At 63.3% G+C, this 25,457-nt stretch carries 20 protein-coding genes; 12 read left to right on the top strand and 8 right to left on the bottom strand.

Annotated elements, in window-relative coordinates:
- Both SCD90_RS11115 and SCD90_RS11120 read right to left on the bottom strand, forming a co-directional pair.
- Positions 1-489 (bottom strand): tripartite tricarboxylate transporter TctB family protein, encoded by a 489-nt coding sequence (locus SCD90_RS11115; RefSeq protein ID WP_319844749.1) that lies wholly within the window; start codon positions 487-489, stop codon positions 1-3.
- Complete coding sequence (locus SCD90_RS11120) at positions 486-1,439, bottom strand: Bug family tripartite tricarboxylate transporter substrate binding protein (protein WP_319844750.1); 954 nt, start codon at positions 1,437-1,439, stop codon at positions 486-488. Before SCD90_RS11120 ends, SCD90_RS11115 begins: the two co-directional genes overlap by 4 nt.
- 137 nt (positions 1,440-1,576) lie before the next feature.
- On the opposite strand from SCD90_RS11120, the gene gor reads away from it, so the two are divergent.
- The 4 genes from gor to SCD90_RS11140 all read left to right on the top strand — a co-directional run bounded on the left by gor (position 1,577) and on the right by SCD90_RS11140 (position 7,188).
- Complete coding sequence (gene gor, locus SCD90_RS11125; protein WP_319844751.1) at positions 1,577-2,959, top strand: glutathione-disulfide reductase; 1,383 nt, start codon at positions 1,577-1,579, stop codon at positions 2,957-2,959.
- Between the two features lie 15 nt (positions 2,960-2,974).
- On the top strand, positions 2,975-3,937 hold the full coding sequence (locus tag SCD90_RS11130) for a DMT family transporter (RefSeq protein ID WP_319844752.1): 963 nt from the start codon (positions 2,975-2,977) through the stop codon (positions 3,935-3,937).
- 95 nt (positions 3,938-4,032) lie between these two features.
- Positions 4,033-5,415, top strand: a complete 1,383-nt coding sequence (locus SCD90_RS11135; protein WP_319844753.1) for a class II 3-deoxy-7-phosphoheptulonate synthase — start codon at positions 4,033-4,035, stop codon at positions 5,413-5,415.
- A gap of 90 nt (positions 5,416-5,505) precedes the next feature.
- Complete coding sequence (locus tag SCD90_RS11140; protein WP_319844754.1) at positions 5,506-7,188, top strand: NAD+ synthase; 1,683 nt, start codon at positions 5,506-5,508, stop codon at positions 7,186-7,188.
- On the opposite strand, the gene SCD90_RS11145 is transcribed toward SCD90_RS11140, so the two are convergent.
- Positions 7,185-8,237 carry a DUF2865 domain-containing protein gene (locus tag SCD90_RS11145; protein ID WP_319844755.1) on the bottom strand — a complete coding sequence of 351 codons (1,053 nt, stop codon included), beginning with the start codon at positions 8,235-8,237 and terminating at the stop codon, positions 7,185-7,187. The two genes, SCD90_RS11140 and SCD90_RS11145, sit on opposite strands and share 4 nt — an antisense overlap.
- A gap of 326 nt (positions 8,238-8,563) precedes the next feature.
- Between SCD90_RS11145 and cysS the strand changes: the two genes are divergently transcribed.
- Together cysS and cimA are read left to right on the top strand one after the other, a co-directional pair.
- Complete coding sequence (cysS, locus tag SCD90_RS11150) at positions 8,564-9,907, top strand: cysteine--tRNA ligase (protein ID WP_319844756.1); 1,344 nt, start codon at positions 8,564-8,566, stop codon at positions 9,905-9,907.
- Positions 9,889-11,502 carry a citramalate synthase gene (cimA, locus tag SCD90_RS11155; RefSeq protein WP_319844757.1) on the top strand — a complete coding sequence of 538 codons (1,614 nt, stop codon included), beginning with the start codon at positions 9,889-9,891 and terminating at the stop codon, positions 11,500-11,502. Before cysS ends, cimA begins: the two co-directional genes overlap by 19 nt.
- A gap of 16 nt (positions 11,503-11,518) precedes the next feature.
- Here the strand turns inward: cimA and SCD90_RS11160 are convergent, their stop codons facing one another.
- Entirely contained in the window at positions 11,519-12,136 is a 618-nt protein-coding gene (locus tag SCD90_RS11160) for an LOG family protein (protein WP_319844758.1), read from the bottom strand.
- A 343-nt stretch (positions 12,137-12,479) separates the two neighbouring features.
- Between SCD90_RS11160 and SCD90_RS11165 the strand changes: the two genes are divergently transcribed.
- The 4 genes from SCD90_RS11165 (at position 12,480) to pssA (ending at position 17,173) form a co-directional block, all read left to right on the top strand.
- On the top strand, positions 12,480-13,448 hold the full coding sequence (locus SCD90_RS11165; protein ID WP_319844759.1) for a LysM peptidoglycan-binding domain-containing protein: 969 nt from the start codon (positions 12,480-12,482) through the stop codon (positions 13,446-13,448).
- A gap of 66 nt (positions 13,449-13,514) precedes the next feature.
- Positions 13,515-15,521, top strand: coding sequence for an ABCB family ABC transporter ATP-binding protein/permease (locus tag SCD90_RS11170; protein WP_425265678.1), 2,007 nt, complete (start codon positions 13,515-13,517; stop codon positions 15,519-15,521).
- Positions 15,522-15,596: 75 nt separating this feature from the next.
- Positions 15,597-16,301, top strand: coding sequence for a phosphatidylserine decarboxylase (locus SCD90_RS11175; protein WP_319844760.1), 705 nt, complete (start codon positions 15,597-15,599; stop codon positions 16,299-16,301).
- A gap of 29 nt (positions 16,302-16,330) precedes the next feature.
- Positions 16,331-17,173 (top strand): CDP-diacylglycerol--serine O-phosphatidyltransferase, encoded by an 843-nt coding sequence (pssA, locus tag SCD90_RS11180; RefSeq protein WP_319844761.1) that lies wholly within the window; start codon positions 16,331-16,333, stop codon positions 17,171-17,173.
- 5 nt (positions 17,174-17,178) lie between these two features.
- On the opposite strand, the gene SCD90_RS11185 is transcribed toward pssA, so the two are convergent.
- From SCD90_RS11185 to SCD90_RS11195, 3 genes are read right to left on the bottom strand one after another with little or no spacing between them, the layout of a single operon-like run.
- Entirely contained in the window at positions 17,179-20,298 is a 3,120-nt protein-coding gene (locus SCD90_RS11185; RefSeq protein ID WP_319844762.1) for an efflux RND transporter permease subunit, read from the bottom strand.
- Positions 20,295-21,440: an efflux RND transporter periplasmic adaptor subunit gene (locus SCD90_RS11190; protein ID WP_319844763.1), complete on the bottom strand. Its 1,146-nt coding sequence runs from the start codon at positions 21,438-21,440 to the stop codon at positions 20,295-20,297. Before SCD90_RS11190 ends, SCD90_RS11185 begins: the two co-directional genes overlap by 4 nt.
- On the bottom strand, positions 21,437-22,015 hold the full coding sequence (locus SCD90_RS11195) for a PadR family transcriptional regulator (RefSeq protein ID WP_319844764.1): 579 nt from the start codon (positions 22,013-22,015) through the stop codon (positions 21,437-21,439). Before SCD90_RS11195 ends, SCD90_RS11190 begins: the two co-directional genes overlap by 4 nt.
- A gap of 167 nt (positions 22,016-22,182) precedes the next feature.
- On the opposite strand from SCD90_RS11195, the gene SCD90_RS11200 reads away from it, so the two are divergent.
- Complete coding sequence (locus SCD90_RS11200) at positions 22,183-23,163, top strand: ring-cleaving dioxygenase (protein WP_319844765.1); 981 nt, start codon at positions 22,183-22,185, stop codon at positions 23,161-23,163.
- On the opposite strand, the gene SCD90_RS11205 is transcribed toward SCD90_RS11200, so the two are convergent.
- Complete coding sequence (locus SCD90_RS11205) at positions 23,142-24,011, bottom strand: MurR/RpiR family transcriptional regulator (protein ID WP_319844766.1); 870 nt, start codon at positions 24,009-24,011, stop codon at positions 23,142-23,144. The genes SCD90_RS11200 and SCD90_RS11205 overlap by 22 nt on opposite strands.
- 496 nt (positions 24,012-24,507) lie before the next feature.
- On the opposite strand from SCD90_RS11205, the gene SCD90_RS11210 reads away from it, so the two are divergent.
- Positions 24,508-25,422, top strand: a complete 915-nt coding sequence (locus SCD90_RS11210; protein WP_319844767.1) for a sulfurtransferase — start codon at positions 24,508-24,510, stop codon at positions 25,420-25,422.
- Positions 25,423-25,457 lie beyond the last annotated feature (35 nt).

The raw sequence follows: 25,457 nt of genomic DNA on the forward strand, positions 1-25,457 counted from the left end.
CTAGATCAGCCGTTCAAGCGGGCCCTGCGGCAGGCTGAGCTGCAGTCCCTGGGAGAAGATGACGTACAGGACGAAGCAGAGCGCAATGCCGATAGGTATGGTCAGCCACAACGGCTTGCCTCCAAATCCGCGCGCCGTGAGCGCGAACAGCAGTCCTGTCGCGATCGAAAATCCCAAGCTGTTCAAAAGCACAATCTGCAGGACCAAGCCCGCGATGATGTAGGCGAGGGGCGTGAATTCCAGAGGTTCGCGCGCCTCCGACCGGGATCGGAATGCGGAAAGCGCGGTGAACACTGCAAGCACCGCGAGCGCACCCGCGATTGCCAGCGGAAAAGCCGCCGCTCCGACTCGCGAATAGGCGGCCACGGCGCTGTTGAGGTGTTCGGCATCCCAGCCGATCACGGCGGCGAGCGCAGCCAGGAAGAAGGCGATGCCAAGCACCGCCCAATCGGGGCGGTGCTTTCTTGCGGGCGCGACGCTGTCGGTCACTTCGCCAGACCGATGTCCTTGAGGACGAGGGTGGTCTGCTGGATTTCACCCTTGAGGTATTCGGCAAAGGCGTCGCCAGCGAGGAAGGTGTTTGCCCAGCCCTTGGTCTCGAGCGTCTTCTTCCAGGTCTCGGACGCGTTCAGTTTTTCGAACGTCGCGATGATTTGTGCCTTCTCCGCATCCGTGATGCCGGGCGCCGCCCATACCGAGCGCCAGTTCTGCACCTCCACATCCACGCCCGATTCCTTGAAGGTCGGGGCATCGATGTTCGGCTGGCGTTCCGGTGCGCTGACGCCAAGCACGCGCAGTTTGCCGGCTTTTACCTGACCCTCGAACTCGCCGTAGCCGGAGATGCCGGCCGTCACCTTGCCACCCACGATCGCGGCAAGCGCTTCGCCGCCGCCGGAGAAGGGGATGTAGTTGATCTTCGTGGGCTCCACGCCGGCAGCCTTCGCGATGAGGCCGACCGCGATGTGGTCCGTGCCGCCGGCCGATCCACCGCCCCAACTGACGGCACCCGGATCTGCCTTCAGCTTAGTGACGAGATCGCCCATCGTCTTGATGTCGGAGCCTGTCGGCACGACCACCGCTTCGTATTCGCCCGTCAGGCGGGCGATCGGCGTTACCTGATCGAGCTTCACCGGGGCGTTGTTGGCGATTACGGCGCCGACCATCACATAGCCGCCGACGATCAGCGCCTTCGGATCTGCCTTCGACTGGTTGACGAACTGCGCCAAGCCGATCGTGCCGCCGGCGCCGGGCACATTGACCACCTGTACGTTCTTGCCGAGCCCTTCTCCTTGAAGTGCGGCTTGCAAGGAGCGTGCTGTCTGATCCCAGCCACCGCCGGGTGCCGCTGGAGCAACGATGCGGAAATCCTGCGCCGCGACAGGTGCTGCAAGGCCAAACGTGACGCAAGCCGCAAGCAGAACACTCTTCAGATCGACCATTACGTCCTCCCCCGCGGCTGTCCCGCCGCTCCGACCCATTCTGGTGCTGCCGCGTGCAGGTGTCGAGGGGCAGATCTTTGTCCGTGCTTGACGACCTTCAGGCAAAGGGCGAGGTACGGGCGAGAACAGGAGCGGTCATGGATTTCGACGTCGATCTTTTCGTCATTGGAGCCGGCTCCGGCGGCGTGCGTGCCGCCCGCATTGCCGCAAGTCATGGTGCTCGCGTCGGGGTGGCCGAGGAGTACCGGATCGGTGGCACCTGCGTCGTTCGCGGCTGCGTGCCGAAAAAGCTGCTCGTGCTGGCCAGCCGCTTCGCCGACGCCTTCGACGACGCAGCCGGCTATGGCTGGACTCTTCCGAAGGCGCCCGAGTTTTCCTGGACGGCGCTGCGCGAGGCCAAGGATAAGGAAATCGCGCGCCTGACCGGCGTCTACGAAGCGAACCTGCACCGGTTTAAAGTGCAGGTGTACCAGAGCCGCGCAATCCTTCGGGATGCGCACACTGTCGAACTGACGTCCGACGGCTCGCTGATCAAGGCGCGGAACATTCTGGTCGCCACCGGCGGCCATCCGGTCGCGCCCCACATTCCCGGTGCTGAACTTGCGATCTCCTCGAACGAGGCCTTCGATCTTCCGCAACTGCCGAGCCGAATGCTCATCGCCGGCGGCGGCTACATCGCGCTCGAATTCGCCTGCATGTTCCGGCGGCTGGGCGTGCACGTCACCCTGGTGCACCGCGGAGAGAAGGTGCTCCGCGGTTTCGATGACGATCTGAGGGATGAGTTGATGCTCAGCCTGGCGGCCGAAGGCATCACCCTGAAGATGAACGATGCGGTCGCCTCCATCGAAGGGGCGGCCGATGGCGAAAAGTCCGTGTCTTACGTCAGTGGCGATTCAGACACCTTCGACCTGGTCTTCTTCGCCACCGGGCGAACACCGAACACGTCGGGCCTTGGGCTGGACGCGGCCGGAATAGCGGTCCGCGACGACGGGGCGATTCTGGTGGACGATCATTCGCGAACGAACGTGCCGAATATCTTCGCGGTCGGTGATGTCACCAACCGTGTGAACCTTACCCCGGTTGCTATTCGGGAAGGTCATGCGGTGGCGGACAACCTTTTCGGCGGCATGAATCGGGTGTTGGACCATTCTGTCGTGGCCACAGCCGTCTTCTCGACGCCCGAGATTGCGACGGTGGGGCTCACCGAGCAGGATGCCCGCGACCAGATGATGGCCTTCGACATTTACACTGCGAAGTTCCGCAGCCTGAAGCATGTCCTCACGCGTCGGCAGGAGCGGACGTTCATGAAGCTCATCGTCGATGCCACCACCGACAAGGTGCTCGGCGTTCACCTGATGGGCGAGGACTCCGGGGAGATGATCCAGCTTGCCGCAGTTGCTATGGGAATGGGCGCGACCAAGGCCGATTTCGACCGGACCGTCGCGGTTCATCCCACTGCCGCGGAGGAACTCGTGACCCTGCGGGAGCGCGTCCATGTTCCTAATCCAGGCGGCGCATGAGCCGGAGCGGGTAAGATGCTCGGCGGGCTGCTCGCAGGCCTCACGACCGGAGCGTTGTGGGGCCTGATCTTCATCGCACCGCTTGCCGTACTTCCCTATTCGGGAGTGGACCTGGCAATCGGCCGATATCTGGTGTTCGCGGCGACCTCAGTCGCCGTGCTGCTCGCGGTTCCCTCCACGAGAGCTTCAGGCCTCTCCAGACGGGACCTGTTGCTGGGGATCGGCCTCGGCATGATCGGTTACGGAGCCTTCTACGGATTTCTCGTCTTGGCAGTTACTCGAGCGGGTCCGCAGATCTCGGCAATGGTGATCGGGCTCCTTCCGATATTGCTCGCCATCATCGGAAATCTCGACGGAGGGCGGATGCCGTGGCGCAGCCTTGCCGCTCCGATCGTGATGATCGCAATGGGCGTGGCGCTCGTGCATGGAACTGCATTCCTCGCGGCCGACACGCCTCATGAACGGATCGGCCTCGCCACAGGCGTGCTCGCGGCCCTCGCCTCGGTGGTTTGCTGGACCATGTTTTCGGTGCTGAACGCGCGGACACTGGCGCGGCTGCCGGGAATGAACTCGCTCGCCTGGACAAGCCTGCACGGCATCGGTGCCGGCATCGGCATACTGGCGTTCGGTCTCATCGCGGCACCAACCGGCGCTGTTCACCTTGTTGGAATTGGCTGGCAATGGCCAGAGGCGAAACCGCTTCTGGTCTGGGCCCTCATTACGGGCTTCTTCGGATCGTGGCTGGCTTCATATCTGTGGGTCATCGCGACGTCCCGGCTCCCGCTGGTGGTCTCCGGCCAGCTCTTCGTCGGCGAGCCCGCTTTCGGCGTCATCTACGGCTTCCTGTGGGAAGAGCGTTGGCCCACCATCAGCGAAGCTGCCGGTGCCTCGCTGCTCTTCGGCGGCGTCCTGGTTGGTATCGCCGCCTTCAGCCGCAACCGCCGCCGGGACATAACCGGCATTGCGGCGACGCATTGACGAGAGCCGCGCTGCAGCTTTGCTTGGTTCAACTGTAAGTCTATAAGACGCGTTTCCTCGGAGCCGTTGCTGCCGGGACGTGCAGGAGTAGTGTCATGGCTGATCGTTGGGAGCCCGATAGCTGGAGGTCGAAACCGATTGTCCAGATGCCGGCTTATCCGGACGAAGCCGCTTTGGCTGGCGTCGAGACCCAGCTGGCCACATTCCCTCCGCTGGTTTTTGCCGGTGAAGCCCGCAAGCTGCAGCGTGACCTCGCAAAGGTCGCTGCCGGGCAGGCGTTCCTGCTTCAGGGCGGAGATTGCGCGGAAAGCTTTGTCGAGCACCGCGCCGACAACATCCGCGATTTCTTCCGCGTCTTCCTGCAGATGGCGGTGGTGCTGACCTTTGCGGCATCTTCACCGGTGGTGAAGGTCGGCCGCGTCGCGGGCCAGTTCGCCAAGCCTCGCTCGTCCGACACCGAGACCGTGAATGGTGTGTCGCTGCCGAGCTACCGCGGCGACATCATCAACGACATCGAGTTCACGGAGGCCTCGCGCGTGCCGGATCCGCACCGGTTGCTGCGCGCGTACCGGCAGTCCGCCGCAACGCTGAACCTGATCCGCGCCTTTGCCACGGGCGGCTATGCCAACCTGAACGAAGCGCATCAATGGATGCTCGGCTTCGTGAAGGAGAGCCCGCAGTCGAGCCGATATCGTGAGATCGCGGACCGCATCACCGAGGCGCTGGACTTCATGCGCGCCTGCGGGATCGATCCGGAGGCGCATCCGGAACTGCGCACCACGGATTTCTACACCAGCCACGAAGCTCTCCTGCTCGGCTATGAGCAGGCGCTGACGCGCGTGGATTCGACATCGGGCGACTGGTACGCGACCTCCGGACACATGCTCTGGATCGGTGACCGAACCCGCCAGAAGGATCATGCGCATCTGGAGTTCTGCCGGGGCGTGAAAAACCCACTTGGGCTGAAATGCGGTCCTTCGCTCAAGGCGGATGAGTTGATCGAGCTGATCGACATGCTCAATCCGGCGAACGAGCCCGGGCGTCTGACCCTCATCTGCCGCTTCGGGCACGAGAAGGTCTTCGAGCATCTGCCGGCGCTGATCCGCGCCGTCAAACGGGAGGGCCGCGAGGTTGTGTGGTCGTGCGATCCCATGCACGGCAACACCATCTCGGCAGGCGGATACAAGACGCGCCCGTTCGACCGCATCCTCAAGGAAGTGGTGGACTTCTTCGCGGTTCATCGCGCGGAAGGCACCTATGCCGGCGGCGTGCATCTGGAGATGACCGGGCAGAACGTCACGGAATGCACGGGCGGTGCCCGCGCGATTTCGGCGACGGATCTGTCCGACCGCTACCACACCCAGTGCGATCCGAGGCTCAACGCGGAACAGGCCATCGAGCTGGCCTTCCTGCTGGCCGAGGAACTCAAGCGGGAGCGGCAGGCACGCGAGAGGCCGCGGGTCGTCGCCGCCGAGTGAACACGAAAGGGCCGGCAACGCCGGCCCTTTTTATATGCGGACATCCGGTCGGGGTTTGATGTGGGCGCAGGGGCGCGCTAGATCGCAAACATGACCGTGACCGACAAGCTTTCAATAGCCATCGCGCAGCTCAACCCTGTGATGGGTGACATTTCGGGCAATCTGGCAAAGGCACGCGCTGCACGGCAGCAGGCGGCGCTTGCCGGAGCCGATCTCGTGGTCTTCACCGAGCTCTTCATCTGCGGCTACCCGCCGGAAGACCTCGTCCTCAAGCCGGCCTTCCTCGATGCTTGCGAAGATGCCATCGCCGACTTGACGGAAGACACAAAGGACGGCGGTCCCGCTTTGCTGATGGGGACGCCCTGGCGGGTCAAGGCTGGCGTGCACAACGCAGTGGTGCTTCTGGATGGTGGTCAGGTGGCTGGTCGCCGCTTCAAGGTCGAACTGCCGAACTACGGCCCCTTCGACGAAAAGCGCGTCTTCATTCCCGGCCAGCTGATGGGACCTTTGGACTTCCGGGGCGTGCGCATCGGCGTGCCGATCTGCGAGGATATCTGGGAGCCCGACGTCACGGAATGCCTCACGGAGACGGGAGCGGAGATCCTTATCGTTCCTAACGGGTCGCCCTACTGGCGTTGCAAAATGGATGAGCGGCTCAACATCGCCGCTCTGCGTGTCGCCGAGAGCGGGCTGCCCTTCATCTACGCCAATCAGGTTTGTGGCCAGGACGAACTGGTGTTCGACGGCGCATCTTTCGCCCTCCACGCGAATAGCTCGCTGGCTTTCCAGCTTCCCGCTTTCGAAGAAGCGGTTGTCCTCACGGAATGGCGCCGCGAGGGAGACACCTGGCTCTGCGTCGACGGCCCGAAGGCGCATCTCGAAGAAGGTGACGAGGCTGACTACAGGGCCTGCATGCTGGGTCTGCGTGACTACGTGAACAAGAACCGGTTTCCCGGGATCGTTCTCGGACTTTCAGGCGGCATCGACTCGGCGATCTGCGCCGCTATGGCCGTTGACGCCTTGGGGCCCGATCGAGTTCACGCGATCATGCTTCCCTACCGCTACACGTCGGAGGAAAGCCTGAAGGACGCCGCGAACTGTGCACGCGCGCTGGGTATTCGCTATGACGTGGTGCCGATCGCCGAACCGGTTGAGGGCTTCGAGAAGGCGCTCGCGCCTCTGTTCGACGGCACGAATCGAGACCTGACGGAGGAGAACCTCCAGTCGCGCACGCGCGGCACGATCCTGATGTCTGTGTCCAACAAGTTTGGACCCATGGTCGTGACCACGGGAAACAAGTCGGAGATGTCGGTCGGGTACGCCACGCTTTACGGTGACATGAACGGCGGCTTCAATCCGATCAAGGACATCTACAAAACGCAGGTGTTTCGCCTCTGCCACCTTCGCAATCGCTGGAAGCCGCACGATGCGCTTGGCCCCTCCGGTGAGGTGATCCCCGTCAACATCATCACCAAACCGCCGTCGGCAGAACTGCGGGAAGATCAGAAGGACGAGGATTCGCTGCCGTCCTACGAGGTGCTGGATGCGGTTCTTGAGCGGCTTGTCGAACGGGAACTGCGCGTCAGTGACATCGTTGCCGAAGGCTATGACCAGGAGGTCGTGGCGAGGGTACAGCGCCTGCTCTACCTCGCGGAGTACAAGCGTCGGCAGGCTGCACCCGGCGTCAAGGTGACGAAGAAGAACTTCGGCCGTGACAGGCGTTATCCCATCACCAACGGGTTCCGCGACAACGGTGAGGCGGGCGCCACCTAGCGCGGCGGGGCGTAAACCGGCGCATCAAAGGTGCGGGGCGGGGCATAAACCGGATTTGCCGTTCGCACGTCAGGCTCTACCACTGAGGGAGCCGCCTCTTCCTCTTGCGGGCCTTCGGTCGTGACCGAGCGGGCGCTGTCCTGCGCAGCCCTCGATGCCTCCGCACGGCCGGTACGTGCGCTTCCGCCGCCAGGCTGGGACATGGCGCGCGAGCGATCTTCATCCACCACGATGTCGCCGTTTCGGACGGTCGCATCCTCGGCGCCTGCCAGCGCCTGCGCCCAACTTTGGTTCGCCGGCTTGCAAGAGCAATCCTTCACGAACTTCGTCTGGTAGGCGAACGCGTTGGGCATGTCCTTGTAGGACTGGCCGGAGAGGGATGTCGCCTGTTCCATATTGCCCCCCGGATTGGGATAGGCGAACAGCATGGCCTCCGTGCCGGGGCAGGTGCGACGGCAGATGTTCTCGTCATTCCCGAAGTTCGACTGCGTGGTTGCGTAGCTCACAGGAAAGAAAAAGCCGTCGCACGTGCGCACGCAAACCGTCCGGAACGTATTGGCTCTCACCGTCTCGGCAGGGGCCTGAGGCGGGGGCGCTGCTTCCGGCGGAGGTGCCCCGCGGTTGCCGAACAGCAAACCGAAGAGGCCGCCTTGTCGGCGCTCCTGCGGTGCTGCCGCTGCCTGCCCGCCACGGCAGCCGTTCTGTGCAAGCGCAGCCAGCACGCCGCGACGCCGGGGATCGGATGCTCCCCCGCCGGAGCGGCTGCGGCGCACTTCATCGGCCAGATCTTCAACCTGGTCCTGAAGTCGGTTGATCTGAGCGTCCAGGCCTCGGCACTCCGGCGTCTGTCGGGGGCCGAACAGGCTGTTCTTGGTGCAAGCCATGCCGCGGAACTGAGCCGTGGCTCGATCGAGGTTCTGCCGAGCCACTGCGTAGCTTTGTTCCACCCGTTCGTTCCGCCCGGACGGCTGGTTGTCGAGCGCCGCCAGTTGACGTTCCAACTGGACGCAGGTGGGCGATCCTTGCTGCGCGCTGGCAGGCACGGTCATGGCAGCGGCAAGAACAGCAAGCAGGGGCCAAGACAGCCGTTGGAACATCATCAACCTCGAAAGGCCCTGGGGCTAAGTCGGTAGACCGCGTGAATGGGGCCGTAGTGTGAAGCCCCAAAGAGCGGCCGGGCGCAAGCGGCCAATGACCCGGTTCAACATTTCCTTGACGATGTGAGACGCTGTAACCATTCTCCGCCGCGATGGCTCACACGATCACCCTTCGTTCGATCGTTATTATCTGCGGCTAGCCCCTAAGCCAGCCGCGGCCGTTTCTGTCTGACATCGATACAGAGAGCACGATCGCCGGGGCTGGTCCGACCCACGGGATGTTCATGTCTCTCAGGCTCTACAACACGCTGACGCGCAGCAAGATTGACTTCGTGCCGATCGACCCGGCCCAGGTGCGCCTCTATGCCTGCGGGCCGACGGTCTATGATCGCGCTCATATCGGCAATGCGCGTCCGATCATCGTCTTCGACATGCTGTTCCGGGTGCTGATCCACCATTTCGGTGCCGACCGGGTCCGTTATGTCCGCAACATCACGGACGTGGACGACAAGATCAACGCACGCGCTGCCGAACGCGGCATAAGCATTCGCGACCTGACCGACGGCACCGCCGCGGATTTTGGCCGCGACACCTCCGAACTCGGCACGCTGCCACCGACGCTCGAACCCCGCGCCACGGACCACATCCCTGAGATGCAGGCACTGATCGAGCGCCTGATCGCGCGCGGCCATGCCTACGAGGCCGAAGGTCACGTGCTTTTCCATGTGCCGTCCATGTCGGGCTATGGCGGCCTGTCCCATCGCTCGCTGGACGAGATGGAAGCCGGCGCGCGCGTCGAAGTCGCGCCCTACAAGAAGGACGCGATGGACTTCGTGCTCTGGAAGCCTTCGCCGGGCGATCTCCCCGGCTGGGATAGCCCTTGGGGACGCGGTCGCCCGGGCTGGCACATCGAGTGCTCGGCCATGTCGTGGAAGCATCTGGGCGAGGTGTTCGACATCCATGCCGGCGGCATCGATCTGATCTTTCCGCACCACGAGAACGAGATCGCGCAGACCTGCTGCGCCTTCGGCAACCCCGTCATGGCCAATGTCTGGATGCACAACGGCTTCCTGCAGGTGGAAGGCGAGAAGATGTCGAAGTCACTCGGCAACTTCGTGACCATTGCGGATGTGTTGAAGGACTGGCCCGGTGACGTGGTGCGGCTTGCGATGCTCGGCACGCACTATCGCCAGCCGATCAACTGGACGCTGAAGAACCTTCAGGAAGCGGAGAAGGCGCTCGCCTCGTGGTTCGATGCGGCAGGGCAGGGCGCCGAGTCGCGCCCGGCACCAGCTGTCATGGCTGCCCTATGCGATGATCTGAACACCCCTCAGATGATCACGGAAATTCACCAGCTGCGCAGCCAGTCGGCCCGCAAGGCATTGGCGGGAACGCTCGATTTTCTGGGCTTCCGTCCGAAGCTGTTCGAGCACTGGCGGGAGGCCACTGCGCCCGAGCCTTCGATGTCGATCGAGGAGATCGAGGATCTTCTGGAGCAAAGACTTGCCGCGCGAGGAGCCCGTGACTTTGCGGAAGCGGACCGCATCCGCAACCTGCTGGCCGAGCGCGGCATCGTCGTGAAGGACAGCCCGCAGGGTTCGACATGGGAAGTGGCGCGGTGAAGGAGCGTCTGTACCTGTTCGACACGACACTGCGAGACGGGCAGCAGACGGCGGGCGTCGACTTTTCCGTGGAAGAGAAGACCAAACTCGCAACCCTGCTGGCAGCGATGGGCGTGGACTATGTGGAGGGTGGCTTTCCCGGAGCGAACCCCACCGATACCGCATTCTTCGCCGAAGCTCACGATCTCGGCTCCACCAAGCTGACCGCGTTCGGCATGACCAAGCGGGCAGGGCGCTCGGCGTCCAACGACCCTGTCCTGCAGGGCGTGCTTTCGGCGAAGGCAGATGCATTCTGCTTTGTTGCCAAGAGCTGGGACTACCACGTGGAATTCGCGCTCGGCGTCACCCTTGATGAGAATCTGGCATCGATCCGCGAGACGGTGACCCTGGCGGTTCAGAACGGCCGCGAGGTGATGATCGACTGCGAACACTTCTTCGACGGCTACAAGGCCAATCCCGAATATGCGCTCGACTGTGCTCGTGCGGCCCACGAGGCTGGCGCACGTTGGGTTGTGCTCTGCGACACCAATGGCGGGACGCTGCCCAACGAAGTTTCCCGCATCGTCGGCGAGGTGGCAGCCCGGATTCCCGGTAGCCACCTTGGCATCCATGCCCACGATGACACCGGGTGCGCGGTGGCGAACAGCCTTGCCGCCGTTCAGGCTGGCGTCCGTCAGATCCAGGGAACCCTGAACGGACTTGGTGAGCGCTGCGGCAATGCGAACCTCATTTCTCTAATCCCGACTTTGAAGCTGAAGCCGCATTTCGCGGAGACGTTCGAGATCGGGATTTCGGAGGAAGGTTTGCGTGGCATCACGGCATTGTCGCGCCAGTTGGACGAAATGCTGAACCGGAACGCCGATCGCCACGCGCCGTATGTCGGCACGAACGCCTTCGCCACCAAGGCCGGCATCCATGCCTCTGCGATCCTGAAGGATCCGCGAACTTACGAGCACGTCGCACCCGCGACCGTCGGAAATCGCCGCCGCCTGTTGGTGTCGGACCAGGGCGGCAAGTCCAATTTGCTGGCAGAGCTGGAGCGCGTCGGCATCCCGCTTGGCAAGGACGATCCTGCTGTTTCACGCCTGCTCGATACTGTGAAAGAGCGCGAAACGGCCGGCTATGCCTATGAGGGAGCCCAGGCGAGTTTCGAGCTGCTGGCACGGCGCACCCTGGGAGATGTGCCAAGCTTCTTCGAGGTGGAGAGCTTCCGCACATCGGTAGAGCTCCGCCACAATGCACAGGGCGAACTGGCGACTGTTTGCGAGGCGGTTGTAAAGGTCAGTGTGCGCGGTGAGAGCCTTATGTCGGTCGCCGAGGGCATTGGTCCGGTGAACGCACTCGATCTTGCGCTGCGCAAGGATCTCGGCGGCTACCAGCCCTTCATCCGTGATCTCAGGCTCGTCGACTACAAGGTGCGCATTCTCGATGGCGGCACCGAAGCGGTTACGCGCGTGCTGATCGAATCGTCGGACGAGAGCGGCGAGACCTGGACGACGATCGGCGTCTCGCCGAACATCATAGATGCCAGCTTCCAGGCACTGATCGACAGCGTTACCTACAAGCTCCTGAAGAGCGGCGCGCCGGCCCCCTGAGCCGGCGCCTGCGCACCTACATGCGGCCCAGTGGCGTGCCGGCGACGCTGCGCTTCGGCTCCATGCCCTCGTCCAGCACCTGTTCAGCCGCATCTTCCATGGCCGGCAGAACGTCCTCGATCCGCTCGGCCACGAGGTACGGAACCCAAAGGCTTTCGCGGATGAATGCGTGCGCCGTCATGTGCTCGAACATCGCGAGCAGCGGATCCCAATAGCCCCCGACATTGGCGATCATGATGGGCTTGTGATGGCGGCCGAGCTGCGCCCAGGTCAGCTGCTCCACAAGTTCCTCGAGCGTCCCGATCCCGCCCGGGAGCGCGATGAATCCGTCAGCGCGTTCGAACATCAGGCGTTTGCGCGTGTGCATGTCCTCGACGACGATATGCTCCTGAACGGTCTCCAGCATGCTTTCCCGGCGCACCAGGAATTCGGGGATGATCCCGACAACCTTGCCGCCGTTCTCCAGAACGCTGCGCGCGACGGTGCCCATCAGCCCATTTCCGCCGCCGCCATAGACAAGTTCGACGCCGTTTTCCGCCATCAGGCGCCCCAGCGTTTTGGCAGATGCTTCGTGTTGAGGGTCGCGGCCGGGTCCAGAACCGCAATAAACGCACACGGACTTCATCAACTGCATATTCAATCCTCACCCGCACTCGCGAAAGCAGAGGCGGCTTGACCTGAAAGTGGATCGCCTCAGGCTTGCGTTGCAACTGGAACTTGATCAGCGCATCAGGGTCATGACAATCATGTCTGAACACGTACCTTGTTGACGTGTGCGGACAGCTTTCATGACACTTCGCACGATCACCATACTTCTCGGGCTCGCTGGGCTCGCATCGGTCGCAGGCCTCACAGCCTATTGGCGACATGGTGACGACGCGGTCCCGCCGCCACCACGAACGGTGAGCGCACCAGGCACGCCGTTGCCGCAGGAGCCTCCTGAGGAGGCTGCGTCGCCAGCACCGACGCCGCAACCGATGGCGGCAGCGCCGACGGATCAGCCGCCAAGCTTCGACATCGCCCGCGTGGAGCCGGATGGCTCGGCGCTGATTGCCGGCCGAACCTCGCCTGGCCGCGAGGTCGAGCTGCTAGCGAACGGCACTGTGCTTGATCGTACGAAGGCGAACGAAGCCGGTGACTTCGTGATCTCCCCACCATCGCTTCCACCCGGAAATCATGAACTCCTGCTCCGCTCAGGCGGACAGACTTCCGCAAAATCGGTGATGGTGTCGGTTCCGCAGCCGGGGGGCAAGGATGTGCTGGTCGTGGCCGGGGAGCCCGGCAGGCCTCTGGATGTCATTCAGGCCGGCCCAAAGCCTTCCAGCGACGAAGCTGAGGCCAAGGTTTATCAGCCGGCGTCCGGAACTGCAGCTACTCCGTCCCTTCCGCTCAAGATCGCAGCAGTAGAGGCAGAGGCTGGCCAACTGTTCGTACAGGGGACCGGTCCTGCCGGCGAGAAGGCGCAGATCTACCTCAACAACCAGGCCGTCGCGGGCGCGAGGATCGGCGCCGATGGCAAGTGGTCGCTGACGGTACGGGAAGGCATCCCAGCCGGCGATTATTCTGTGAGGGTGGACCAGATCGGGCAGGAGGGCAGCGTTTCCGCGAGGGCTGAAGTGCCCTTCAGCGTTGGTACCCAAGAAGCCGCCGCAGTGCCTGCCTCTTCCCAGGCAAAGCCGTCGTTGAGCGGCGGCGAGCCTTCGGCGCCCCTTCAGGATGCGCTGCTGGCGCAAGCCGGCGCAGACGCCAATCCGGTCATCGCGCAACTGAGCACGTTGCAGGTTCAACGAGGCGATAATCTTTGGAAGATCGCTCGGCAGACCTATGGCCGGGGCATACGCTATTCGACGATCTACGAGGCCAACTCGCAGCAGATCCGAAATCCGCGCCTGATCTATCCGGGGCAGGTCTTCGTCATGCCGCCCGACCAGGCGCAAGGCGGCTAAGGCAGGGGTCGCAGCGGCGCCGCGAACTCCCTATATGGGAAGCACGCCCGCATCCGGATCGCCCTCATGTCATCAACGACGCACGCGCGCCCTGCGGCGCGCGCACAAGCCGCTGCTCCCAAACAGGTGGAAGTCACCGCTGAGGGCGCGGGCTTTTTTCGCGCGATGCGCGACCTCCAGCCCTTCATGTGGCCGGGCGACCGGCCAGACCTGCGTCTGCGCATCGCTATTGCCTTTGTCCTGCTGGTCCTCACCAAGCTGGTCACGGTCGCGGTGCCCTACGCCTTCAAGTGGGCGACGGATGCGCTGACGATCGCCAGCAATGGGACGCCCGTGCCCCAGACCGAGGCGGGCTGGTTCGCGGCAGCACTTGCGGCACCCGTCTTCCTGGTTGCGCTGTACGGGCTCGGCCGGGTGGGGATGGTGGTGCTGGCGCAGGCGCGCGACGCCCTGACCGCCGCTGTCGTCATGCATGCCGTGCGCAGGCTGGCCCTGCAGGTCTTCCAGCACATCCACCGCCTGAGCCTGCGATACCACCTGAAGCGCCGCACCGGCGGCCTCTCGCGGGTGGTGGAGCGTGGGCGCACCGCCATCGAGACCTTGACGAGAACGGCGCTGCTGACGGTGGCACCTACTATCATCGAGCTGGTGCTCGTGTTCGGCATTCTCGCCTATCAGTTCGACTGGCGTTACGTTCTTGCCGTCTTCATCACCCTCGCGGTGTATTTCTGGTTCACCTATGTCGCCAGCGAATGGCGTCTCGGCATTCGCCGTGTGCTCAACGAGCAGGATACGGACGCCAATTCGAAAGCGATCGACAGCCTGCTGAACTACGAGACGGTCAAGTACTTCGGCAATGAGGAGCGCGAGGCGGCCCGATTCGATCGTTCGATGGCCGGTTACGAGGTTGCGGCGGTAAAAACCTACACCTCGCTCTCATGGCTGAATGCAGGACAGGCCGTTATCTTCACGATCGGCCTTGCCGTCTGCATGGCCATGGCCGCCATCGACGTGCGCGCCGGCCGCAACACCGTGGGCGACTTCGTCTTCATCAATGCAATGATGATCCAGCTTTACCAGCCGCTCAACTTCCTCGGCTGGGTCTATCGTGAGATCAAGCAGGCCATCACGGACATCGAGGCAATGTTCCGGCTGCTTGCAGAAGAGGTCGAGGTCGAAGACAAGCCAGATGCCCTGGCGCTGGCGGTCGCGGGCGGGGTCGTTCGCTTCGAGGACGTGCGCTTCTCCTACGAGCCGGAGCGCCGCATCCTCAAGGGCATCTCGTTCGAAGTTCCTGCAGGCAAGACGGTCGCGATCGTCGGTCCTTCGGGGGCAGGCAAGTCCACGATCTCGCGGCTGCTGTTCCGGTTCTACGACGTCAGCAGCGGGCGGATCACCATCGACGGACAGGACGTTCGTGATGTCACGCAGAAGAGCCTGCGCGACGCCATCGGGATGGTGCCGCAAGACACGGTGCTGTTCAACGACACCATCTTCTACAACATCCGCTACGGGCGCTGGGACGCGTCTCAGGAGGAGATCGAGGCCGCCGCGAGCATGGCGCAGATCGACGGCTTCATTCGCTCGCTGCCCAAAGGCTACGACACGGAGGTCGGCGAACGCGGGCTGAAGCTCTCCGGGGGCGAGAAGCAGCGCGTCGCGATTGCCCGCACCATCCTGAAGGCTCCGCCGATCCTGATCCTCGACGAAGCGACGTCGGCGCTGGACAGCTACACGGAGCAGGAGATCCAGTCGGCCCTGGAAAGCGTCTCGCGGGGCCGCACCACCCTCGTCATCGCGCACCGGCTGTCCACGATCATCGGCGCCGACGAGATCATCGTCCTGGCTGCCGGCGAGGTGGTGGAACGCGGCACGCACGGAGAGCTTCTGGACCGCAACGGCCTCTATGCTGGCATGTGGGCGCGGCAACGCGAGGCGGATCAGGCGCGTGAGCTGCTGGCGCGCACGGGAGAGGATGCTGATCTTGTTCCGAAGGAGGTCATGTCCTCCTCTGCCGAAGACGACATGGACAAGCCGCCTGTGATTGCAGTGGCTGCGGCGACGGTAAGTTGATCCCAGCGACAATCGCGAGAACGCTGCAAGCACCGGGCATCTGTGCTATCCGCCTTTGTTCTGCGTGAGGACCTGATGCTTTCGTCCGTTTTCGATTCTATCCGCAAGTTCATGCCGCCGATCCATCGCGAGGGGTATCCCTTCATCGCGATTGCGTTCGTTGCAGCGCTTCTTCTGATGCTGCTGTGGGAACCACTCGGCTGGGTCGGCCTGATCCTGACCGTGTACGTCACCTACTTCTTCCGCGATCCCATCAGGGTCGTTCCGACGGACGAGCGACTTGTTCTTTCACCCGCCGACGGCTTGGTGACGGCGGTAGACCTGGCGGTGCCGCCGCCAGAGTTGAACATGGGCGTCGAGCCGCGCCGGCGCATCTCGATCTTCCTTTCGGTGTTCAACGTGCATGTGAATCGCGTGCCGGTCGGCGGCACGATTGCCCGGGTGGTCTACACGCCGGGCAAGTTCCTCAACGCCGATCTCGACAAGGCCAGCGTCGACAATGAGCGCAACTCGCTTGTCATCGACAGCACCTACGCGCAGGTGGCGGTGGTGCAGATCGCCGGTCTCATCGCGCGCCGCATCGTCTGCTGGGTCGGCGAGGGCGATGTTGCGCTGCCTGGCTCCCGCTTCGGGCTGATCCGCTTCGGGTCCCGTCTTGACGTGTACATTCCAGTGGAGAGCACGACGCAGGTGGCCGTGGGGCAAACCGCCGTGGGTGGAGAAACCGTTCTGGCGCAGCTCGTCGGCGGCTACAGCCAGACCGTGTTCCGCTCCGAATGAGCGGGCCTGCCCCGCACGAGGAGGATGCGATGTCCGGTGTGTTTCCGCCATTCGAGCCGGATGAGGATCAGCGCAAGCCGCGCAGCATCGGGCCTGTGCCGATTCGGGTCCTGATTCCGAACCTCATCACCCTGCTGGCGATCTGCATTGGTCTCACCGCCATCCGCATGGGCATCGAAGGCCGCATGGAACTAGCGGTGTGCGCTGTCGTGGCCGCCGCAATTCTGGACGCGCTTGATGGTCGTCTCGCGAGGCTCCTGAAAGGGACCTCACGGTTCGGCGCCGAGCTCGACAGCCTTTGCGACTTCGTGAACTTCGGCGTCGTGCCCGCCATCCTGCTCTACATCTGGACGCTGCATGACCTGAAGTCGATCGGCTGGGCCGGAGCCATCGTGTTCGCCGTGGCGGCGGCGCTGCGCCTGGCTCGATTCAACGTCGCGCTCGATGCACCCAAGCCGGCGTTCACCCAGGACTTCTTCGTCGGTGTTCCGGCACCCATGGGCGCCATTCTCGTCATGCTGCCCATTTATCTTGGGCATCTTGGTTCGCTGGACCTGCCCGTCGTCAGCGCCACTGTTTCCTTGATCTTCTGCGTCGTGGTGGCGCTGCTTATGGTGAGCCAGCTTCCTACCTGGTCGTTCAAGAAATCGACGGCACGGGTGAGGCGCGACATGGTTGCCCCTGTTTTCGTGTGCGTCGTTCTGCTGACGGCAATCCTCGTCAGCTACACCTTCGAGATGCTGAGCGTCGTCGCGATCCTCTACCTGGCTGCCATTCCATGGGCCTTCGTGAGCTATCGCCGCCTGTCGCGCGAGCATACGGCCTCAACGAAGGCGGAAGTGCCGGCGCCGGACACTGCGTCCAGCGCCTGAGCAGGTTACTCAGCGGCCTCGGCGAGGCGAGGCCGCTCCGGCGTCGAGGTTGTGGGCTCGGCATCCATGTCTTCGGTCGGCCCGATGAAACGTCCGAGAATGCGGGCGGTGAACCGGCCGAGATCGTCCATTATCGTGTAGAAGCTCGGCACGAAGACCAGCGAGAGCAGGGTAGACGCCGCCAGACCGCCGATCACCGCAATGGCCATCGGCGCGCGGAACTCGCCGCCTTCTCCGATGCCCAGGGCGGAGGGGATCATACCCGCGATCATCGCGATGGTGGTCATGACAATCGGGCGGGCACGCTTCCGCCCGGCATCGATGATGGCATCGTCACGCTCTGCACCGTGACGTTCCGCCTCGACGGCAAAATCCACCAGCATGATGGCGTTCTTGGTCACGATACCCATCAGCATCAGGATGCCGATGACGACAGGCATCGAGATCGAATTGCCGGTTAGAACGAGGCCGATAATCACGCCGCCCAGCGCGAGGGGTAGCGAGGCTAGGATCGTGAACGGCTGGAACACGCCGCCGAACAACAGAACGAGCACGCCCAGCACCAGCATGATGCCCGTGCCCATGGCGACCGCGAAGCCGCCGAACACCTCGTTCATGATCTCGGCGTCGGCACCTTGAACGATCTGCACGCCTCGAGGCAACTGACCGGCTTCCGGCAGCGCCAACACTGCGCTCACAGCGTCGCCGAGTTGCATGCCGCCGGTGAGGTCGGCTCCCAGCGTGATGCGCCGTTGGCGGTCGTATCGGTCGATGGAGGAGGGACCCTCGCCGAAGGAGACCTGAGCTACGGCACCAAGCGGCACCGAAGCGCCGTTGCCGATTGGGATTGCCAGCGATTGCAGGATGCCAGCATCCGCACGCGCGCTCTCCCGCAATTGCACTCGGATCGGCACGAGGCGCTCGCCGGTGTTCAGTTTCGGCAGGTTCGCATCCACGTCGCCGATGGTCGCGACGCGGATGGTCTCTGAGATGACGTCCGTGGTCAGACCGAAATCCGCGGCACGGTCCAATTGCGGCGCAACCAGCAATTCCGGGCGCGGAAGGCCCGTGCCGGGGGCCACATTGATGAAGTTGGGGATGCGACGCATCCCGGCCTCCAGCATGGCCGCACCCTGCTGCACGCCTTCAGCGGTCGGTCCCATCACGGTGATGGACAGTTCGCGCTCACCTCGCTCGTTGACGTACCAGGCGCGGACGTCCGGAACATCAGCGACAACGCGGGAGACAACGGCCTCAAGGTCTTTCTGGCTCCGGTCGCGCTCGTTCTTGGGCGTCAGGCGGATGATCATCGCGCCCTTTCGCACGTCCAGAGAGCCGGTCGGAGTCGTGCCGCCCATGACGAAGACAGAAGCGACCTCGGGGAGTTCGCGCAGTTTGCCGGCGATCAGGTTGGTCGCGGCACGGGTGTCTTCGAGACGCGAACCCGGTGCGAGTTCGGCGGTGACGACGATCCTGGAGGAATCCTCATTCGGCATAAGCCCCGTAGGCAGAAGGCTGGCGCTCCAGATCGACACCGCAAACAGCGCGAGCCCTCCGATAAGCGTCAGCCAGCGGTGGCGGATCGTGGTGCGCAGCGAGGCCGTATAGAGCCGCATCAGCCTGCCATCACGCTCTTCCACATGAGCATGGGGCCGCAGCAGATAGGCCGCCATAAGTGGCGTGATCAGCCTGGCTACGAGCAGCGAGATCAGCACGGCCGCCGCGACGGTCAGCCCGAACTGCTTGAAGTACTGGCCCGCGATGCCGCCCATGAAGCTGACGGGAGCGAACACGGCAACGATGGTGAAGGTGATGGCAATGACGGCGAGACCGATCTCGTCCGCCGCTTCCATGGACGCCCGGTATGGCGATTTTCCCATGCGCATGTGGCGCACGATGTTCTCGATCTCGACGATCGCGTCATCCACAAGGATGCCGGTCACGAGGGTCAGCGCCAGCAGGCTGATAAGGTTGAGGGAGAACCCCATCATGTCGATGATGAAGAAAGTCGGGATTACGGAGAGCGGCAGCGCGACGGCTGCGATGAACGTCGCGCGCCCGTCCCGCAGGAACAGGAACACCACCACGATGGCCAAGGCTGCGCCCTCGAGCAGCGTGTGCATGGCCGATTCGTAATTGCCCTCCGTATAAGCAACCGAGTCGTCGATCTTGGAGAAGGTCACCGACGGGTTGGCCGCCTGCATCTGCTCCAGCTTCGCGTCCACCTCGCGCGCGACCTCGACGTCGCTGGCTCCCTTGCTCCGATAGACGCTGAGCGACACCACGGGCTGGCCGTTGAGGCTTGCAAAGGAGCGGGGATCCTCTGCTGCATCGCGCACCTCTCCCAATTCGGTCAGCCGGATCTGCCGCCCGTTAGCAAGCGAGATCTTGAGGTTGGCCAAGGCTTCGGCGGTACGTGCACCCGCCAGTGTCCTGATCGTCTGTTCCTGCCCGCCGATCTCGCCTCGACCACCGGCAAGATCCGTGTTCAGCGCCCGCACCTGACGGTTCACGTCGGCCGCGGTGACGCCCAGCGCTGCGAGACGGTCCGGATCCAGTTCCACCCGGATTTCACGGTTCACACCGCCGATGCGCTCAACGCGCCCGACGCCAGCCAGACCCTGAACCTGCCGCCTCACGACATCGTCGACATGCCATGAGAGCGCTTCGAGCGTCATCGCCGGCGAGGACGCGGCGTAGGAGACGATTGATTGGCCTTCGACGTCGATGCGCTCGACCACCGGCTCTTCGATCGTACGCGGCAGGTCCGCACGGATCTTGGCGATGGCATCCTTCACGTCGTTGACGGCACGGTCCGTGTCGGTGCCGAGATGGAACTCGATCATCGTTGCGGACATGCTGTCCGAGACGGTCGAGGTCACATGCTTGACGCCCGTGATGTTGGCGACTGCGTCCTCGATCTGCTTGGTGACCTGAGCCTCAAGCTCTGATGGCGCGGCACCCGCTTCGACCACCTGGATCGAGACGATCGGCACGTCGATGTTCGGAAAGCGGGTGACCGGCAGTTTTTCAAAAGCAAACAGCCCCAGCACCGTCAGAACGACGAAAAGCACCAGGCCCGGTATAGGGTTGCGGATCGACCAGGCGGATATGTTCATCCTCACTTCGACGAACCTTCCGTGGGATTCACTTCGACCGGGGTGACGCGATCTCCATCACGCAGGAAGGATCCGGCGCGCGCGACGATGCGCTCACCTTCCTGCAATCCCGACGAGATCTCGATGCGCATAGGTGCCCGGAGCCCTGTTTCGATGATCTTGGTGGCGACGATGTTGTCATCACCCAGCGCCTGCACTGTGTTGCGGCCGTTTGCGAAGGTGACCGAGGATATGGGCAGGCTGATGGTGGTCCTGCGGCCGATCTCCACTACGCCTGAGCCAAACGAGCCGACATTGGCGGCGGATCCTTTCGGCAGCGAGATCATGACCCGTCCCAACCGGGTTACCGGATCGACGCGCGGGGAAATCAGGCGCACGGTTCCTTCGAGCGGCTGCTGGGAGCCCGCCGGGAGAACGCGCGCCGTCTGCCCCGGCCGCAACTTGGCAAGAACGGAGTCGATGACTTCGGCCTGCAGTTCGACCTCACCGTTCTCGATGATGCGGAACGCGGGATCCGCCACGAGCGAGGCAATACCGCCGAGCTTCAGATTGCGCTGGCTGACGAGGCCTGCCGCCGGCGCGCGTATATCCGTGCGTGCCATTCGCACATCCACCAGCTGCTTCTGGGCTTCTGCGACCTTGAGGTTCTGACGGGCAGCGTTCAGCCGCGCTTCGGCTACCTGCGAGGTGGATAGGCTTTGTTCCAACTGCTGCGCACTTGCCGTTCCTGTCTTCCGAAGGGAACTGATGCGCCGCAGTGCCTGGGACGTTTCCAGCACGGAGGCCTCAGCCTCGGCGATCTGTGCGCGAGCTTGAGCTATGGAGGCAAACGCCTGCGCGCTCTCCGCTTCGAGCGCACTTCGGGACAGGCGGGCAAGTACCTGGTCCTTGGCGACAATGTCGCCTTCCTCGACCAGAACTTCCGTCACGGCCAGACCGTCAATCTGGGGAGCCACCAAGACTTCTTCTCGCGCGGTGATGGTGCCGGACACATGCACTTCTTCGGCGATATCTCCGCGCTCGGCACGAACGATGGTGACGCTCGGCGCCGGGGCAGCGGCGCTTTGCTCCGGCTCAGCGGCGGCGGCGGAAAGTGTTGCAAGGCCCATGATCAGCGCGAGAGCGGGCACGAAGGAGGGGAGGATCATGCGTCAGCTCCTGAAGTGCAGGATGGGCAGACTTCGTATGTTCCACCCGGCTCGGCGCTGCCCGCCATGGCAGCGAGTTCCGCGCCTTTGGCTTCCAGAAACGCGATGTCGCTGCGGAAATGGTGGATGCCCCAGGCGACCAGCCACGAGATAGGCGCACGCGTATCGGTGCTCGCGATCGCTTCCAGCTCGGCCAATTCCGCACGCTGATCGTTCAACCGAACCTCGATGGCCCGTTCGAGAACCTGGGCGGGCAGGAACGGCGCACAGAGGGCAAGAAGAGCGAAGGCCGAGCGGAACACGTCGGGCTCGGGAGGCGCGCTGAGCGCTTCCATAAAGGCTTGGCGTCCACTCTCGGTCAGCGAGTAGACCTTGCGAAGCGGCTTGCCCGCCTGGCCTTCCTGCCGGAACAGAACGAGGCCCTCCTGCTCGAGCTTGGCAAGCGTCGGATAGATGGAGCCGAAGCTTGCATCGAAGAAGCGGGAAAACGGGCCCTCCGTCCATCGCTTCTTGAGGTCGTAGCCCGAGGCTTCACCATGCGCGAGCAGCGCGAGGCAGGCAGTGCGGATGTTCATGACGCCTACATACTATATCAACCCCACATATATCAATTCGATATATGTGGGGAGAAGCCGGGGCGTGCAGATCCGCAAAGATGCCGTGCAAAGCAGGGGCTATCACCGACCGCAGCGAACCTCCACCTTTCCTGATGAACCGGCACTGGCCGGTGAGGAATGAAGCGATGTCTCTTGAACTGCATGGCCTGCATCACCTGACCGCCGTCAGCGCGCGACCAGCCGAAAACCTCGACTTCTACACGCGCCTCCTCGGAATGCGCCTTGTCAAGAAGACGGTGAACCAGGACGACGTGACGGCCTACCACCTGTTCTATGCCGACGGGCTGGCCAGTCCCGGCACGGACCTGACCTTCTTCGACTTCCCCGTCGGGCCGGAAAAACGCGGCACCGGAGCCATCACCCACACGGGGCTGCGGATCGCAGGCGGCGAGAGCCTGTCGTTCTGGCGGGAGCGGCTCGAGGCGAGGGGGCTTTCAGTTCAGGAGGTCGATCAGGCGGGACGTCGGGCGCTGCGCTTCGATGATGGCGAGGGCCAGAGGCTCATGCTGGTGGATGATGGCGCCTATGCCGATGCCCATCCCTGGGATCGGAGCCCTGTCGACGCTGCGCATCAGATCCGCGGGCTCGGCCCGATCACGATCAGCGTTCCCGATCTCGCGCGCACCGAGCCGCTTCTGACGCAGGTCATGAACATGCGTTCGACCGGCAGTTACGCACATCCGGACAGCCCTGAGCACAGGGTTCATGTGTTCGAGATGGGGAAAGGGGGTGCAGGTGCGGAGCTTCATGTCGCCGTCCAGCCAGACCTTCCGGCCACCCGGCCAGGTGCCGGCGGCGTGCACCACGTTGCGTTCAACGTGGGCGGGCATGAACAGTTGACGGACTGGGCAAAGCGGATCGCGTCCACAAGGCTGCCGAACTCCGGCGAGGTGGAACGCTATTACTTCCGCTCGTTCTACTTCAGGGAGCCGAGCGGCATCCTGTTCGAACTGGCGACGGAAGGCCCGGGATTTGCGGTTGATGAACCGCTGGAGACCCTTGGAGAGAGGCTGGCCTTGCCGCCATTCCTTGAGCCGCGCCGTGCAGAGATCGAAGCCGGCTTGAAGCCTCTCTTACCGCCGGGTCAGTTATCGGAGGCGTCGTAAGCCGGAACGAAGACGCCGAGCGCCTGAAGCTGCGCCTCCGCAGATTTCAGGCGTTCGAGCACCGCATCGCCGCCGCGCGCGACGATCACGTCGAGCAACTGCTCGGCTATAGCCCATGCGGAAACCAGTGATGGAAAGAAGCTGGGACCTTCGGTCGAGAATGTCAGCACGATTTTCGCCTCCCGGGCGAACGGCGCCAGAGGGCTGTCCGTGATGGCGATCACGGTTGCGCCACGTCGCGCCGCATGCTCGGCCACGATCACGCTTTCTCGGGAATACGGCCGGAAGCCCATCACGACGACGACGTCCTCCTCGTCCACCGCGCGCAGCTCCGCTTCAAGGCCGCCCCCCATTCCAGACAGCAGCACCACGTCCGGTCTGAAGAGGCGATAAACATAGGCAAAAGCATGAGCAGGACCGAAGCAGGCGCGGAAGCCGGCAACGAAGACATTCGGGGCGCGCTCGAAAGCTTCGGCCGCGGCAGCGAATGTCGGCGTGTCGTTGAGGCCTTGCGTGGCTTCTAGCGTCTTCAAGTGGCTGAGATGGACCTCCCGCGGGTCAACCTCCGCCAGTCGTTTCGCGCGATCCGAGTAAAGGGCCGGCGCAACACGCATGCGCTCGACAAACGGTTCCTTGAAGTCCTCCCAGGCCGAGAAACCCAAGGTGCGGGCCAGCCGAACAAAAGTGACCGGCTGGACGCCGGCATGTGCCGCGAGCGTCCTCATGGACACGATGGCCACGTCCTCCGGCCGCTTCAGCACGAAGGCCGCCGCAATTCGCTGCTGAGGACTTAGGTCCACGAAACGTGAGCGTATTCGATCAACGAGGCTGGAAAAGCTGTCGGCCATGCACGCCGTTATCAGCCTTGATGCAGAAAATGCAACGAGTGTTGCACTGGATGATGAAGACGGACGCGGGCATGCCCAACCTGCCTAGCCGTTGCACCTGCCGTCGGCATCCGATCAGGCGACGGCGATCGACGCGGCCTTGGGTTTTCGCCAGCATCTAAGTCCGCCTTTTTAAGGCCTGCATTCCCCGCGCCTGTAACGAAGTCGCCGAAGATAGGGTGAGGCTGATTACAGGCAGCATCAACGCCCGCGTGAGGTTCACGGTCTCTGCGCTAAACGATTTTCGATGATCGTGATGGGGATCGGCATTCCCTGCTGAGCAGATTTGGCTGATCTAATGCCGGCCGGGTTGAGATGGACCACCGACGTTCAGCACAGAGAATATATGTAATTCATCGTACTTAATATATAAGCTGCGTAGACATACCGATTGACAGAGGCAGGGGCATGAGGATCCTAATCAACATATCTTCTTCGTGACTGTGGGGCATTAAACATGACGAGTAGGACTTTTTCCGCGATCGCTGCCGTCGGCCTGTTGTTCACCGTACCGGCGGCCGCAGCGGACTCCCTTGTCACCGCTGACTGGCTTCAGAAGAACATCGACAATCCAAAGGTGCGGATTTTCGAGGTCAGCGTGGATGCGGGCATCTATGAGCGCGGCCATATCCCTGGCGCCACCAATATCCGCTGGCACTCAGATCTGGTCGATCCTGTCCGCCGCGACATCGCCAGCAAGGAGAGCTTGCAGAAGCTGCTGCAGGAAGCAGGCATCGACGAGGACACGACGGTCGTCCTCTACGGCGATAACAACAACTGGTTTGCGGCTTGGGGAGCCTGGGTCTTCGACGTCTACGGCCTCGATGTGAAGCTGCTCGACGGCGGCCGCAAATATTGGGAAGCCCAGAACCTGCCGCTCGACAGCCGGGTGCCGACCTACACCGCGACAAGCCTCACGCTCAAGGATGCGGACACCTCGATTCGCGCCCGCTTCCAGGATGTCGTGAACGTCGCAGCCTCCGCGGCGCCAGGCACGCAGCTGGTCGATATCCGCAGCCCCAAGGAATATTCCGGCGAGATCGTTGCGCCTGAAGGTTTCAAGGAATTGGCGGTCCGGGCCGGCCACATTCCGGGTGCGAAGAACTTCCCATGGGCCAAAGCGGTGAAGGAAGACGGCACCTTCAAGTCCAAGGACGACCTGCAGAAAGCTTTTGCCGAGATCGGCATCGACGGCTCCAAGCCCATCATTACCTATTGCCGTATCGGCGAGCGCTCCAGCCATACGTGGTTCGCGCTGACCAAGATCCTGGGCTACGACGTCAAGAACTATGACGGCTCATGGACCGAGTACGGCAACGCTGTCGGCGTGCCGGTGACGAATCTTGCGGGCACTGTCTGGCAGGGCAAGTAGTACTCACTGCTTCTCACTCCCAACACTTGGGCGCG

This window comes from Terrihabitans rhizophilus, assembly GCF_033898525.1.
Classification (GTDB): domain Bacteria; phylum Pseudomonadota; class Alphaproteobacteria; order Rhizobiales; family Methylopilaceae; genus Flaviflagellibacter; species Flaviflagellibacter rhizophilus.